Origin of the sequence: Cognataquiflexum nitidum (genome assembly GCF_022538055.1) — a bacterium.
In the GTDB taxonomy this organism is placed as follows: domain Bacteria; phylum Bacteroidota; class Bacteroidia; order Cytophagales; family Cyclobacteriaceae; genus Cognataquiflexum; species Cognataquiflexum nitidum.
The window spans coordinates 20,629-34,952 of record NZ_JAKZAM010000008.1 but is presented as its reverse complement, the minus strand read 5'-3'; the positions used below and the strand labels follow the sequence as shown (position 1 = coordinate 34,952).

The 14,324-nt window shown below is 40.6% G+C and carries 13 protein-coding genes; 7 read left to right on the top strand and 6 right to left on the bottom strand.

Annotated elements, in window-relative coordinates; all coding sequences use genetic code 11:
* Nucleotides 1-43 precede the first annotated feature (43 nt).
* Nucleotides 44-1,093 (bottom strand): NAD(P)/FAD-dependent oxidoreductase, encoded by a 1,050-nt coding sequence (locus tag MMU07_RS07035; protein ID WP_241125144.1) that lies wholly within the window; start codon nucleotides 1,091-1,093, stop codon nucleotides 44-46.
* Between the two features lie 55 nt (nucleotides 1,094-1,148).
* On the opposite strand from MMU07_RS07035, the gene MMU07_RS07030 reads away from it, so the two are divergent.
* From MMU07_RS07030 to MMU07_RS07010, 5 genes are all read left to right on the top strand, one after another.
* The gene (locus tag MMU07_RS07030) at nucleotides 1,149-1,802 is read left to right on the top strand and encodes an MBL fold metallo-hydrolase (protein ID WP_241125143.1); all 654 of its coding nucleotides are present in this window, start codon (nucleotides 1,149-1,151) and stop codon (nucleotides 1,800-1,802) included.
* Nucleotides 1,803-2,495, top strand: coding sequence for a CDP-diacylglycerol--serine O-phosphatidyltransferase (gene pssA, locus MMU07_RS07025; protein WP_241125142.1), 693 nt, complete (start codon nucleotides 1,803-1,805; stop codon nucleotides 2,493-2,495).
* On the top strand, nucleotides 2,488-5,754 hold the full coding sequence (porU, locus tag MMU07_RS07020) for a type IX secretion system sortase PorU (protein WP_241125141.1): 3,267 nt from the start codon (nucleotides 2,488-2,490) through the stop codon (nucleotides 5,752-5,754). The genes pssA and porU overlap by 8 nt, the downstream gene beginning before the upstream one ends.
* Nucleotides 5,751-6,974: a type IX secretion system outer membrane channel protein PorV gene (gene porV / locus MMU07_RS07015; protein ID WP_241125140.1), complete on the top strand. Its 1,224-nt coding sequence runs from the start codon at nucleotides 5,751-5,753 to the stop codon at nucleotides 6,972-6,974. Before porU ends, porV begins: the two co-directional genes overlap by 4 nt.
* 92 nt (nucleotides 6,975-7,066) lie before the next feature.
* Nucleotides 7,067-8,236, top strand: coding sequence for a M16 family metallopeptidase (locus MMU07_RS07010; RefSeq protein WP_255737256.1), 1,170 nt, complete (start codon nucleotides 7,067-7,069; stop codon nucleotides 8,234-8,236).
* On the opposite strand, the gene MMU07_RS07005 is transcribed toward MMU07_RS07010, so the two are convergent.
* Together MMU07_RS07005 and MMU07_RS07000 are read right to left on the bottom strand one after the other, a co-directional pair.
* Nucleotides 8,223-9,188 carry a glycosyltransferase gene (locus tag MMU07_RS07005; RefSeq protein WP_241125139.1) on the bottom strand — a complete coding sequence of 322 codons (966 nt, stop codon included), beginning with the start codon at nucleotides 9,186-9,188 and terminating at the stop codon, nucleotides 8,223-8,225. The two genes, MMU07_RS07010 and MMU07_RS07005, sit on opposite strands and share 14 nt — an antisense overlap.
* A gap of 91 nt (nucleotides 9,189-9,279) precedes the next feature.
* Nucleotides 9,280-9,798 carry a sugar 3,4-ketoisomerase gene (locus MMU07_RS07000; protein ID WP_241125256.1) on the bottom strand — a complete coding sequence of 173 codons (519 nt, stop codon included), beginning with the start codon at nucleotides 9,796-9,798 and terminating at the stop codon, nucleotides 9,280-9,282.
* Between the two features lie 59 nt (nucleotides 9,799-9,857).
* Here MMU07_RS07000 and MMU07_RS06995 point away from each other — a divergent pair, with 59 nt between their 5' ends.
* The gene (locus MMU07_RS06995) at nucleotides 9,858-10,463 is read left to right on the top strand and encodes a YigZ family protein (protein ID WP_241125138.1); all 606 of its coding nucleotides are present in this window, start codon (nucleotides 9,858-9,860) and stop codon (nucleotides 10,461-10,463) included.
* On the opposite strand, the gene MMU07_RS06990 is transcribed toward MMU07_RS06995, so the two are convergent.
* The 3 genes from MMU07_RS06990 to MMU07_RS06980 are packed head-to-tail and all read right to left on the bottom strand — an operon-like array spanning nucleotide 10,447 to nucleotide 13,711.
* Nucleotides 10,447-11,055 carry a 3'-5' exonuclease gene (locus MMU07_RS06990; RefSeq protein WP_241125137.1) on the bottom strand — a complete coding sequence of 203 codons (609 nt, stop codon included), beginning with the start codon at nucleotides 11,053-11,055 and terminating at the stop codon, nucleotides 10,447-10,449. The two genes, MMU07_RS06995 and MMU07_RS06990, sit on opposite strands and share 17 nt — an antisense overlap.
* On the bottom strand, nucleotides 11,052-12,533 hold the full coding sequence (gene nhaC / locus MMU07_RS06985) for a Na+/H+ antiporter NhaC (protein ID WP_241125136.1): 1,482 nt from the start codon (nucleotides 12,531-12,533) through the stop codon (nucleotides 11,052-11,054). The genes MMU07_RS06990 and nhaC overlap by 4 nt, the downstream gene beginning before the upstream one ends.
* A gap of 50 nt (nucleotides 12,534-12,583) precedes the next feature.
* On the bottom strand, nucleotides 12,584-13,711 hold the full coding sequence (locus tag MMU07_RS06980) for an NAD(P)/FAD-dependent oxidoreductase (protein WP_241125135.1): 1,128 nt from the start codon (nucleotides 13,709-13,711) through the stop codon (nucleotides 12,584-12,586).
* Between the two features lie 90 nt (nucleotides 13,712-13,801).
* Here MMU07_RS06980 and MMU07_RS06975 point away from each other — a divergent pair, with 90 nt between their 5' ends.
* Nucleotides 13,802-14,281, top strand: coding sequence for an Mpo1 family 2-hydroxy fatty acid dioxygenase (locus MMU07_RS06975; protein ID WP_241125255.1), 480 nt, complete (start codon nucleotides 13,802-13,804; stop codon nucleotides 14,279-14,281).
* Nucleotides 14,282-14,324 lie beyond the last annotated feature (43 nt).

Sequence of the window (14,324 nt, the reverse complement as noted above, 5' to 3'; positions counted from 1 at the left end):
TAACCTGATTCACTTGGGTTTTAAATATACTTAAAAATTTGAATTATGTTTTTCTAAACCTGTCAATGTTTACTTCTTTTTCGGGTTGGTGACCAAATAAAAGCATTTCAACCATAATTTTACTGTAGTATGGGACCAAAGATACCCCCTTGGCTCCAAAACCATTGAAAATATAAACGCCCGAATGCACAGGATGTTCACCTAAAAAAGGTTTCCTGTCCTTTGTGGCAGGGCGGATACCAAACCGGTGACTTTTTATAGATTGGACGGAAGCAGGCACAAGTTTTTCTAATTTTTCCAACAATTCCTTTTTGGCATTTTCAGTAGGACCTTGGTCCATATCATGCCATGTGTAAGTCGACCCGACCCTATGTATTCCATCTGGAAGGGTGATTCTGAATACCCCTCGATTAATGATTTCCTCAGGACTAAAATCCTGTTCCAAATCGAGTATTTCGCCTTTGACAGGTGCAAAAGGCAAGTCTGAAAAAAATTGACTGTTCATGGCGCCAAGACCATTGCAATAGACGACTGCTTGTGCCGTGATGTCTTCGTACCTGAAATCCGTCCCCCTGATTTGAAGAAGTTGTTCCTCAAATTTTCCCTCCCTGAGCAGGTTCTTTTCTTTTAAATACGCCGAATAGGTGCTTAGAAGGGTATTGATGTCAAGGTAACCTGAGTTTTTTAAAAGAATTCCACCAAATGGATTGACAGCATTAGGATAAACTTCTTTGGAAAAGATTTTCTCAAAATAAGGTTCAAATCCGGGATCTCCTGTTTTGCCCATCCACTCATTTTGCTCTTCAATATTTAAAAAAGGGCGGTAGATGTTTTTTTTATAAAGAAATTTTGTGTCTAGAAGCTCCTCAAGTTGGGTGTAAAGTGGTTCGATCTCCGGAAAAAGTAAATCAGTATTCCATGATTTTACCATTTTTTTGCCTGTAATCGGATTGTACAGACCTGCAGCGACACGGCTACTTTGATTGGCAAAAGGCATGTCTATGACCATTACTTTTTTGCCAATCTGTAGTAATCTATGTGACAATACCGTACCTGCCAATCCTTGGCCAATGAGTAAAAAATCAACTTCCATGGTCAAAATTAGTTTCTTTATTCGTTATTTTGGGTAGATTATAAAAAGTTTTCCTATGCTTCAGATCAAAACATTCACTTTCAATCCTTTTTACGAAAATACCTACATTCTTTATGACGAAACAAAAGAGGCGACAATTTTTGATCCTGGCTGCTTTGAGAAAAAGGAAAAAGAAATCCTGAGCAGCTACATTCAAGCCGAAGGGCTAAAAGTTACCCAATTAGTCAATACACATTGCCATATTGACCATGTACTGGGAAATGCCTTTGTGAAAAACACCTACAAAGTCCCTCTTTGGATTCACCGCAATGAACTTCCTGTTCTCAAATCGGTAAAAGTATACGCTCCAAATTATGGTTTTGCAGGGTATGAAGAGGCCGAACCTGACGCATTTATTGATGAAAAACAAAAACTTATCATCGGCAACCACAGCATGGATATCCTGTTTGTTCCCGGCCATGCACCGGGACATTTGGTATTTTACCATAAGCCTTCAGGAATATGCATTGCGGGTGACACCCTGTTTCAGGGAAGCATCGGAAGGACAGACCTTCCCGGAGGAGACCATCAGACACTTTTGTCTTCTATCAGGAGAGAGTTGTTTGTTCTGCCTGAGGATATTACAGTATATCCTGGTCATGGGCCTGAAACCACCATCGGTGAAGAAAAAGAAAACAATCCATTTGTCGGCAAACGGGCCGGATACTAGATGATCAAACAATATATACCCAACGCACTTACCTCCCTAAACCTAGCCTCAGGCATGGCAGGGATTCTTTTTGTACTTAATGGTCAGCTTGATTATGGCGCTTATTGGATTTTCTTGGCGGCGGTTTTTGATTTTTTGGATGGATTTGTGGCAAGAATTCTCAAGGTAAGCAGTGAGATAGGAAAGCAGCTTGATTCATTGGCAGACATGGTTACTTTTGGTATACTGCCTGCGTTTATATTGTATGCTATGGTCGAATCCAACACCGAAAACACCTACCTGCCATTTTCAGCCTTTTTGATCGGAATATTCTCTGCTTTGAGACTGGCCAAGTTCAACATTGACCTGCGCCAATCGGACAGGTTCATAGGTGTCCCCACCCCTGCAAATGCGCTTTTGATCAGTACAATCCCATTCCTGTCAGAAAAATCTGAATTGTTTGGAAAATTTTTAGCCAACCCATTTATACTTGTAGGAATCGGTATTGTAATGTCATTTTTACTTGTAGCAGAACTCCCTCTCATTGCGTTGAAGTTTAAAGATTTCTCTTTTTCGAACAATCTTTTTAGATATTCCGTAATTATCAGCTCAGTCATCTCGCTCATTCTCTTGGGGATAGCAGGTATTCCTTTTGCGATTATTATGTATATTGCGCTCTCATTTATAGAGGCATTGGTTTCAAAGAATGCTTAACATTCAATTAAAATTCGTTTTTAAGTTTGCAGTCATTGCGATACTGATCCTTTTTTGCATTCCCGCACAAGCTCAAAATGACCAGACCTTTTACAAATTCCCGGTTTTGGAATCAGGTGTTTTTAGGGTGTCCCAAAGGCAGCTAAAAAGTCTTGGCTTTGAGGATATCGGGGATGTCGCGGTGTTTGGATCCCCAGGTATGCTACCCCAAAAATTGGATAGCCTCCAACTCACCTTGGAAGAAATACCTTCCAAAATCATCGGTACTGACATTTTTTTCTTTGCTCATGGCCCAAATCAAGTCATGGTATCGGAAGGCCAACTTCAGTACCAACACCATTATTTCAGTGACACTCTTTTTTACCTCATTGGAAAAAAAGTCAAAGACATCAGAATCCCTGACCTCGAGTCCCAATCGGGAGTTGCTACAGGACAGGAATTATTCCATATCCAAACAAAAAAATGGGAAGATACCAACATCTTGAGTTCGGGAAGGGACTGGTATTCCAATGCCATTTTCGTCGGTCAATCATTCCTCTTTTCCTTCGATGTACCGAGTGGCGCAAAAGCTTTGCCCAAATTACAGGTAGGGCTGATGGCCCAATCCTTAAGTGAAAGTACATTCAGAATTAATACCGGAGGACAAAACATCGGGCAAAGCCTCATCAACCCGATTCCAAATACTACCTATGGCATCAAGGGAAGAGAAAAAAAGGAAGAATTTTCTATTTCCCAATCATTTGGCTCCTCCTTAGAAATCAGGGTTATATTCCAAAGTGCAGACCTCAACGGAACAGGATATTTGGATTATGCAATATTATCCATCCCCTACACCTCTGCCGATTTAGGAAATGGATTATTTTACAACCTGACTTCAGGAAATACCTATTCATTTCCCCCTTCCAAAAGGGTTTGGAAAATCACAGACGCATTGAATATATCCGAGGTCACTGGAAATGCTTTTTTGGAAAATGGAGAAAAAGTCGCTGTTTTTGATCTAAATAAGGTCCCTGAATTGACTGATTTCCGATTGGCAAATATGAGATTGAGGGATGTCAACTTAGATCCCCAATTGTTGATTGTTACGCACAGGTCTTTGCTTTCGCAGGCGCAAAGGTTATCCTCCCATAAAAATCAAAGGGGAATAAAAAGCGAAGTGGTGGTATTGGAGGATATTTATGACAGCTTTGGGTATGGCAATCCTGATGTGACTGCCATCAGAAACCTAATTGCGTACCATTACCATTATTCCGGAAAATTAAAAAATGTCTTATTCTTAGGTAAAGGAACATACGACTACAAATCCAAACAAGGTGGACGGCCAAACCTTGTTCCGACTTACAGTTCCAGAAACAGCCTAAATCCATTGACCACCTACAGTTCGGATGATTATTTTGGGTTTTTGGATTGGTCTCAGGGTCAATGGGAAGAGTCCAATTCCGGAGACGAGCAACTTCAAATCGGGATTGGAAGGATTCCTGCCATTTCGGTAGCAGAAGCTCGGGAAATGGTGGACAAAATAATCTCCTATGAAAATGGAAGTAATAACCGGGGTGAGTGGAAAAGAAATCTTGCTTTTTTTACTGATGATGCGGATAACAATATACACCTAAGAGATGCCGAAGTTCATTACGATTATTTATCCAAAAACCATCCAGAGTACCTAATCAAAAAGCTTTATTTGGACAGATTTGAGCAAATCAGGACTGGATCGACCCAAAGCTCCCCTGCAGCAAAAGCGGCCTTAAAGTCCACGATCGAAGAAGGAGTTTTGATACTCAATTACATCGGCCATGGCAATGAAACCGTCCTCACGGCTGAAAGGGTATTTACGGTTTCGGATCTAAATGACTGGCCCGAAAACCCATTGCTCCCGCTGATTGTGACAGCTACCTGCGAATTTGGAAGACATGACAGCCCTTTTATCAGGTCAGGTGCTGAAGAGTTTTTGTTTGCCGAAAAAAAAGGAGCGATAGCCATGCTCACTACAGGAAGGCCGGTGTTCAGTTCGGTCAATTTTGCTTTGAACAAGGCATTTGTGGAATCAGTATTTGAAAAAGAAAACGGTGAGACACGCGATTTGGGAGAGATTTTTAAGCTAACAAAAAATAACAGCCTGAACGGACCATTTAACCGTAATTTTTCTTTGCTTGGAGATCCATCGCTAAAGCTGGCAATACCTGAATTAGCCATAGAAACAGAGACTATTTGGGACCTCGTCTTGGAAACAGAGACGGATACTTTACGTGCAATGCAAAGAATTCAAATCAAAGGGAAAATAATTGATCCGCTTACAGGTGCCCTGCAGCCTACAAGTGGAGGGATATATGATATCCAAATCACCGACAAACCCCAAACAGTAACCTCTCTTGGGGACGAAAGTCCACCTGCTGAATTTTTAGAAGAAAACAATGTATTGTTTAGAGGAAATGGTGAAGTCAAAGATGGTACGTTTACTGCCAATGTCTTTATACCCAAAAATATTGACAAAAATATTGGGGCTGCAAAAATCCGGATGTTTGCGAGCCTAAATCAGGGAGATGAAGCCATCGGCGCCATCCAAATCCCAATAGGCGGTACAGCTTCCTACACATCCAATGACAAACTTGGACCTGATATTTCACTTCGTTTTGGACAAAACCAATCAGATGGTCGTGGATCATTTCCTTTTTCAAACCTTCCTTTGACAATATTGTTGGAGGATGAAAGTGGAATCAACATTTCTTCCCAAACCATTGGGCAGGACATCGAGATGACTATCAATAACCAAACACCCATAATCCTCAACCAATTTTTCAAAGCCAAAAACAATGGATTTGAAAAAGGAGAAATCAATACATTATTGGCAGATCTAAAAGAGGGAAAAAACACGATTACCGTAACCGCATGGGATAATGTGGGCAATAGTTCGGAAAAAACTCAAGAAATCGAAATCAAGGGGTCTTTGCAATTAAAGATCTTAGAGCATGGCACTTACCCAAATCCTGCCACCGAAAGAAGCAAATTTAGAGTTGCGCACAATAGGCCTAATGAGACCCTCAACCTAGAATTGAAAATTTATTCTATTTACGGCAGTGAAATATTTTCATTGGAGCGCCGTTATGTAGAAGCTGATTTTTTACTGGATGGTATCGAATGGAATTTTTTCCGTTCAACAACCAAATATCCCGTAAAAGGAACTTATATTTACACCCTAATGCTCAGTTCAGAAAAGGACAATTCTTCTGAAACGAAGAGCGGCAAAATTATCATTCAATGAAAATACAGATAAAAACCCTCGTCACCCTCTTGATTTTTTCAGGGATATTCCTATTTACATTTCATGTATCAGGTCAGAATGGTCCTATTGTATCGGGTCAAGATCCGACCCGAAGAGTAATTACCACGGCAGTTCCTTTTTTGAATTTTGCACCTGACAGCAGACATTCTGCCATGGGGGACGCCGGTGTGGCGACTAGCCCTGATGCTTTTTCGGCACATTGGAACGCCGGTAAGTTGGCATTTATTGACACTGATATGGGTGTTTCTCTTTCCTATTCACCCTGGTTGGGAAGGCTGGTCAATGACATGTCATTGAGCTACTTGACTTTCTACCGCAAAATCGATGACAAATCAGCTTGGGGATTTGATTTGAGGTATTTCAATATGGGAGATATCCAACTGACAGACGGTAGAGGAAATGAATTGGGTGAGTTTACTCCTAGAGATATCGCCGTCGGCGGCACATATTCTAGAAAATTGTCAGAAAAATTGGGTTTGGGTATTTCAGCAAGGTTTATCCATTCTAATCTGTCCGGAAATATTTCCTCGGCAGGAGGAGCGGAAAGCAGACCCGGTGTGACCATTGGAACAGATGTTGGGCTCTACTACAATACAGAAGTGCTTTCAGGAAACAAAACCGGAGAATTCTCATGGGGCGTTTCTATCAATAACATAGGCCCAAAAATCACTTACAACAGTGCCGATGATCTGGATTTTATTCCAACGAATTTTAGGATCGGTACTGCTTATCTTATGAACCTGAATGAATACAATTCATTGACTTTTACATTGGATTTCAACAAACTGATGGTCCCGTCTCCGCCGATTTTATTAAGAGATGAAAACGGTGTTTTGGTTACTGATAACAATGGTGATTTTGTCATTGCACCGGGTGGAGGAAGAGATCCCAATAGACCTTTGATCAATGGAATGTTTACTTCATTCTTTGATGCGCCGGGAGGATTCCGTGAAGAAATGCAGGAAGTCATGATTTCATTTGGTATGGAATATATTTACAACAATGTATTCGCATTGAGGACAGGGTACTTCTATGAAAATCCCAACAAAGGTGGAAGAAGATACTTTACGATGGGTTTTGGAATTGATTACAATAAACTTGGTTTTGATTTTTCTTACTTGGTACCTCAGGTTCAAAACCATCCTCTAGCTGAAACTTTGAGATTATCCTTGACATATACCATTGCAGGAAGAGAATAATGTTGGACAGATCCAAAGCACCCGATTTTAGAATACCCACATCAATAGAATTTCCCACACCAATACAAAGGACTCTTCCAAATGGAGTCCATTTGAATTTTATACCGACACCGGAAATCGATGCTGTCAAGTTGGAGATCAGTTCCTCCATCAATGAATCGACAAAAAATAAGTTGTTGGTCCCATACTTCGCGCTGGAAATGGTGACAGAGGGGACCGCTTCCAAGGATGCTGCAGCATTGGATGATTTTTTTGACACCTATGCTTCTGAAGTGGAGACAGAATCAGGATTCGAAAACCACGGTCTTTCGATTTTGACCACCAAAAAGCATTTCAATACCGTTTTACCGGTTTTTCGAGAATTGCTCACAGAGGCTATTTTTCCTGAGAAAGAACTTTCCAAACGAAAAAAACAAAAAGCACTGAGCATCCATATCAACAGGGACAAAAACAGTCACAGGGCATCGCAACTTTTTAGAAAAGTACTTTTCGGAGAAAAGCATCCATATGGGCAGATTACAGAAGAGAAAGATGTGGATATAGTGGAACGGGAAGATTTGATTGACTTTTACAAAAAAGACCTTTGGACCAATTCTGAAATATTCCTTACCGGAAACCTGAACGATTCCCAACTAGAAGATGTCATACGCTTAATTGGAAATATTCCGGTTTCGTTTTTCCCCAACCCAGAATCTGAATTTCAAAACCAATGCAATCAAAGGGTAACAGAAGGTAAGCCAAAATCAGTACAAAGCAGTATCAGAATAGGCTGTCATCTCATCTCAAAAAGCCATCCGGATTATTTCAAACTCAACCTCATGAATACCATACTTGGAGGATACTTTGGTAGCAGGTTGATCAAAAACATCCGTGAGGATAAGGGCCATACCTACGGCATATACAGCAGCATCGGCGGCTTAAAACATGCAGATTATTGGGTGGTAATGGCAGATGTAATCAAAGAACACGATGAAGCCGTCATTGAGGAAGTTTATAAGGAGATTGACAAACTCAAAAACGAGCCTGTATCTAACCATGAATTGGAAGTGGTCAGAAATTATATGGTAGGCAAGTTGTTGTCCCAATTCAGTTCGGGATTTGAACTCATCGGAAGGTATAAATCCATCCATCAGGCGGGATTGGACTTTGGGTTTTACCAGCAGCATCTGGCATATATCCTGAATGCCACAGCTGAAGACATCATGGAAGTATCCCAAAAGTACCTCGAAAGGGAAAAAATGGTGGAAATTATCGTGGGTTGATTTTTTTGAGGAGTAGGTATAATCCGGAGACATCCATCTTCATATTTGCCCAAGAAGCATATAGGGACATTTTCAATCCTTTAGCACCAAGCCCTTTTGCCAGGGAAATCAGCCCTCCGGCAGATTCGAAATTTGCGGACCAAAGCGCATGCTTAGCTTCATACAAGACCCGTTTTACCAAAGCTTTGTCTTCTTTTGGTTTCCGGTTCATATTTTTGATTTTTTGACAGACCTTCAATGTTGAAGGCAGCATTGCTGACTTTTTTGGCAAATATTGACCTGCAGCAAAGGATTTGGAATGGATTCTTTTTTTGATGCCAATATGATTGGAAAAAACAAACTGGTAATTTCTCGCAAGCCTAACCATGATATCAAAATCTTCATAAGACAGGCTTTCATCATAGCCACCTATTTTTCTAAAAATGTATGAATCAAATACCAAAGAGACCGAACAAACCGCGTTTTTTTCGACTATAGTACTGTATACATCACCAATTTTTACTTTTTGGTTGAGATGGCCGTCAGAAGTTCTTTTATAAAATGTTTTGCTCTTGCCGTTAGAGTAAACCATACGAACATCTGAAAAACAACAAGCTGCCCCTATGGACTGTTGGAGTTTCGTGACTGAGATTGAAATATGGCTTGGCAAGATCACATCATCACCTGATAAGTCTATAAAATATTTGCCTTTACTTTTCAAAAAAACCTGATTGAAAGATTGACAGTACGGCAATGTCTCATTTCTATAAATTGTAAAAAATTGGAAAATTGGCTTGCCTCTTTCCAGCCAATCATCGATTTTCTTCCTCGTATTGTCTTTGCTTCCATTGTCAACTATAAAAACTTCCAGATTGGGATATTCCTGATTTTTCAGGCTTTCCAACGTCTCTTCAATGAAAAAACCTTGGTTGAAAGCTGTCAGGATAATTGTGACTAAAGGTGTTGATTCCATGGCTAATTAGTATTTGGAATGTTTCCGATACATGATTTACTAGAATCGTCAAAGTAATGCTTAAAAAAATTATCTCTTAAAGATACTTTAGCTAATTGGATAAAGTTCTGTGTTTTAGGGAAAATATTTTCTGAAAGTCCTCAAATTCAGCTCTTTCTCTGATATAATCCCCCTCGGAAAACAGACCGTCAGAGATGCCCAATAAGACGGCATCTTTACCAAATGTAAATTCAGTCCAGATCATTGGCGGTACAAATAAGGCCTTTGCGGGAGAATCTAGCTCAAAATAAAATTTTTCTCCGGTAAGGTCTTCAAGGTTTGCAGTCACTTTTCCTGATAAACAAACAAGAACCTGCTTTTCTTCACGATGCGCATGGATTCCTCTTTTGGCACCTTCTGAAATTCTATCCAGCCAAAACATTCTTTTTATTGGGAAGGGTATGTCTGACAATACTTCCATAAAGTGAAGCTGACCACTTTCGCTACTTTTTGGCTCTAAGAATATTAACTCCGGTTTTGCAATTGCCCCCATACTCTCTGCTAAATTATCACTTATACTTGAATACTTTTTTATTTGTAGGTTAATTTGTCGGAAAGCTTCGGTTATCATTTCTGCCACTTCCTCAGAAATTTATCAGATCCTTACCTACCCTGCTATCCATAATAATTTTGAAAAGCAAAGCTTCTTACCTCACCCTAGCAAAAGTATCCGAGAGCCTTTTTAAAGAAAAAGGCAGTAAATTCCTGGCATTTGCCTATCCTGTAAAGAGCGAAGCGGAGATAAAAGAAACTTTGGATAGTTTACGCAAAAAGTATTATGATGCAAGGCACCATTGTTACGCCTACGTATTGGGCAAAAATAAAGATGTCCTCCGTACCAATGACGACGGGGAGCCCAATCATTCTGCCGGGGATCCGATACTGGGTCAAATCAGGTCAAATTCTCTGACCAATGTACTCATAGTGGTGGTTAGGTATTTTGGGGGGACAAAACTTGGGGTTGGGGGTTTGATCAGCGCATACCGCAACGCAGCCTCCGAGGCAATTTCCAACAACCAAATAATTGAATCTGAGGATACCCGAGAATTGACACTGCTATATGGCTATCCTGAAATGAATCAGGTGATGAAATTGATCAAAGATCATGACTTAGAAATTGCGGATCAAGATTTCGACAACTTATGTAAAATCACCTTGGCCGTACCTGATGGGATTTGGGACACAGTCTATGGAAAAACGCGGGAAATGGAGGGAGTGATTATTGATGGGGATTGAGAAATGACTCTAAATATCCTTGATAGTGTAATTTTTTATAAATTTCCCGACAAGCCCATGCGTCTGTGGCAGCATACAGCAACTGTTTCTCAGTCAAGGTTTGGGCTTCCCAATTTGAAACTTGCTCAGATTTGGATATCCTGACATTCAAAACCATGGCTGCTAAGTTTCTCACGCCTACGTTTTGGAAACCGACTTTTTTCAATTCTTCATTGAGGTCAAAGAAATTTTCCGGCAAAAAACTGTCGCGCAATTTTTTCAATGCTTTCAGGTCATCGTGTACTGCAGCGCCAACCTTTACAATATGTTTTGTTTCCAACAATTCCTTTAGGGCACCGGGCATCCCGATTTGATTCAACCTTACCAAAAAAGCAACATCTTCGGTTGCCAATTGGAGTAAGGCTACTTGGTGCTGAGTTCCTTTGGTAAAGGAGGGTCTTGTCTCTGTATCAAATCCAATCAGTTCGTGTCGGCTGATTTCCTCGATTACCTCTTTGATCTGATCCTTTTTATCTACCAAAACAATCTCCCCTTCAAACTGTCCAAGAGGTAAATCATTGATTTCAATTTTTGAGATTTTCATCGGTATCATGCCGCCAACTCCTTTTTTATCTCTTTCATTTCTTCCTCACTGTAATAAGTAATGCCCAACTTCAAATATCCAAAAAGGACAGTCATAATCGGACTGATGATATTGAAAAAACAGTACGGAGCATAAGCCAAAGTCGCTACGCCGAGGACCGAAGCTTGGGTGGCACCACAAGTATTCCAAGGTATCAACACAGAAGTAACAGTCGCACTGTCCTCTAAAGTTCTACTAAGATTTTCGGGTTTTAAACCACGCTTCCTGTACACATTGGCATACATCCTTCCGGGAACCAAAATGGCAAGGTATTGGTCTGAGGTGGTAACGTTGAAAAACACGCATGTAGCTGCTGTAGATGCAATCAAAGAGCCTATAGAATGGACTTTTCTAATGACTGCTTCGGCCAAAACTTTTAGCATACCACTTTCTTCCATTATCCCTCCAAAAGCCATAGCACAGACGATAAGCCAAATTGTATTGAGCATCCCTGACATTCCTCTTGTGACCAACAACTCATTGACAATATCATTAGAAGTAACAATGCTTATACTTCCGTATAAGGCCATCATCACTGCTTTAAATGATTGGTACCCATATCCAAAACCAGTATCCCCGGCAATAAGTTGGATAGCTTGAGGCTGGAAAATAAGTGCGAAGACACCTCCAAGCACTGCACCGGCTAACAAAGCAGGTACTGCAGAAACCTTTTTTACTATCATGACAATCACTACAACAGGAACGATGAAAAGCCACCCTGAAATATTGAACTGCTCCAAAATAACCGCAGAAATGTCCTTAACCTGATCCACTGAACCCTGTGCTGCTGAAAAAACCCCAATAACTCCAAAAATGATCAGTGTTATCGTCATGGAAGGCACAGTAGTTTTGGTCATATGCCTAATGTGGGTAAACAAATCCGTGCCTGCCATGGCCGGAGCAAGATTCGTAGTATCCGAAAGCGGTGACATCTTATCTCCGAAATAAGCACCCGAAATGATTGCGCCTCCGATAATCCCCTCCTCAAAGCCCAGCGCTTTACCGATGCCAAGCAATGCCACTCCCACAGTAGCGACTGTCGTCCAGCTGCTTCCCGTGGCAATCGACACGATGGCGCATACCATACAGGCTGCTATAAGAAATATGGTGGGGTTAAGAATTTGAAGTCCATAATAGATCATTGCAGGAACAATTCCGCTGAGCATCCATGTCCCGGCCAAAGCACCGATCAACAATAAAATCAGGATGCTTGACATCGCAGAAGAAATACTCTTTACAATTCCATCCTGCAAAGCTTCCCATTTAAATTTTAGGCGATAAACTGCCATCAAAGCTGCCACAGCCGCAGAAAAAATGAGCACGATCTGATTGGATCCTGACAAGGCATCTGTTCCAAATATCCAAATATTGATTACCAGCAAAACGATTAAGAAAGCGATAGGAAACAGCGCTTCCAAGACAGTAGGTTCTTTGTGTTTTGTTATCATCAATGCTTTTTTGAAAATTAAAAAATTGAAATTAAGAATTTTTTGGAAAATTACACCTCCGCCAGCATGTTTACCAATTCTTCGGCTGTTTGCCAGCCGATAGCCACGCCCATCCCTCCCAACCTTACTGCAATTCCCACATTTTTCCCGACCATTTCCACGATTGGCTTTTTGTTTTTCCCAAAAGCCATTATCCCTGCCCACTCCAAATCAAGTTCAACTTTGGTATCAGGAAGGATGATCTCCTTCAGGATATGGATCAGGTATTCTCGGATTTTTGGGTTTACTTCCATTGAAAGCGATCTTTCTCCCTCAAAGTCAATATTCCTTCCACCTCCAAGGAGGATCCTATCTTCCACTTTTCTAAAGTAAACATACCCTTTGTCATAGTGGAATGTTCCAAAAAGAGGGACGGTTTTGGAAATAGGCTTGGTTACCAAAACAAGTCCTCTTCCGGGCTGAATGTCCAGTCCGGGCAACAACAGGTTTGTAAAGGCATTGGTACAGACCGCTATTTTATCGGCTTGGAAGCATATCTCATTTTTTCCGGTTGGGTTTTGGACAAAAACTTTTTTCCCCTCCATATCGATATTCAAAACCACAGATCCTGTTAATATTTTGATATTCAAGTCCTGACATTTTTCCCAAAGAGAATTTAGAAATTTTCCTGAGTCCAATTCCCCCTCAAATTTATTCCTGATTACTGCCTTTACTTTGTCCGAAAACCCAAATGGCCTGATATCCTCCACTTGTTCAAAAATCTCCTCTGAAAAAACAGGAGCTAGTAATTGGTTGATTTTATCAAGAAATTTTAAAGCATAGGTTTCTTTGTCAGTCAGGAGTTCAAGGCCATAGGAATGAAGATAACCGAGGTTTTCGTCACCAAAAAAACACCTTATTGACAGCAGTCCTTTGTATCTTTTCGTTACCAATTCGACGACTTCGGATTCCGACATGTGGTTGAGGTCATCCAAAATTTCGGTCAAACTCCCAAAGCAGGCGAAACCCGCGTTTTTGGAACTTGCACCACTTGGAAAAATCCCCCTTTCCAAAACCAGGACTTTGGCCTGAGGAAACCGGATTTTGTACTGAATGGATGTGGACAGCCCTACAATCCCACCACCGATGACGATTAAGTCATGGTCAACAAAATGTTTCTTTTCCCAGTAGCTCAACATTATTTTTAAATTGAAGAAGATATTTAAGGGCTATTTATTAATTTAATGCTCAGAATCCAAAAAATCCTCCCTTATCCCCACCCAAATACCATGAGAAAAATCGATGAAATGCTATTGGAATATGGTCAAAGCCATCAGAATGAGACAAATAAAACCATACATTGGATATGCGTGCCTGCTATTTTTTTCAGTATTGTTGGCTTGATCTACAGTATTCCTTCGGGTTTCATTGAATCTCTTTTGCCATTTTTGGGAGATTTTGCCAATTGGGCCACGCTCGCGCTGGTTGTTGTGCTGTTTTATTATGTTTCCCTGTCTCCTCCATTGGCATTGGGCATGTTTTTCTTCTCAGCTTTATGCCTAGCAGTAGCTAATTTGATCGATTTGGCATCTCCCTTTCCATTGTGGGCCGTCAGCATTTCCATTTTTATTTTGGCTTGGATATTTCAGTTTTATGGACATAAAATCGAAGGAAAAAAACCATCCTTCCTCAAGGATGTGCAGTTTCTGATGATCGGACCGGCATGGCTGATGCACTTTATCTACAAAAAATTAGGACTTGCCTATTAAGTTGATACAGTAGTCATTTATATGTTTTTGTTTTGAAGATCTT

Coding starts and splice junctions, on each gene's coding strand:
- MMU07_RS07035 (WP_241125144.1), bottom strand. CDS start 1,093: ATGGAAGTTGATTTTTTACTCATTGGCCAAGGATTGGCAGGTACGGTA.
- MMU07_RS07030 (WP_241125143.1), top strand. CDS start 1,149: ATGCTTCAGATCAAAACATTCACTTTCAATCCTTTTTACGAAAATACC.
- pssA (WP_241125142.1), top strand. CDS start 1,803: ATGATCAAACAATATATACCCAACGCACTTACCTCCCTAAACCTAGCC.
- porU (WP_241125141.1), top strand. CDS start 2,488: ATGCTTAACATTCAATTAAAATTCGTTTTTAAGTTTGCAGTCATTGCG.
- porV (WP_241125140.1), top strand. CDS start 5,751: ATGAAAATACAGATAAAAACCCTCGTCACCCTCTTGATTTTTTCAGGG.
- MMU07_RS07005 (WP_241125139.1), bottom strand. CDS start 9,188: ATGGAATCAACACCTTTAGTCACAATTATCCTGACAGCTTTCAACCAA.
- MMU07_RS07000 (WP_241125256.1), bottom strand. CDS start 9,798: ATGATAACCGAAGCTTTCCGACAAATTAACCTACAAATAAAAAAGTAT.
- MMU07_RS06990 (WP_241125137.1), bottom strand. CDS start 11,055: ATGATACCGATGAAAATCTCAAAAATTGAAATCAATGATTTACCTCTT.
- nhaC (WP_241125136.1), bottom strand. CDS start 12,533: ATGATAACAAAACACAAAGAACCTACTGTCTTGGAAGCGCTGTTTCCT.
- MMU07_RS06980 (WP_241125135.1), bottom strand. CDS start 13,711: ATGTTGAGCTACTGGGAAAAGAAACATTTTGTTGACCATGACTTAATC.
- MMU07_RS06975 (WP_241125255.1), top strand. CDS start 13,802: ATGAGAAAAATCGATGAAATGCTATTGGAATATGGTCAAAGCCATCAG.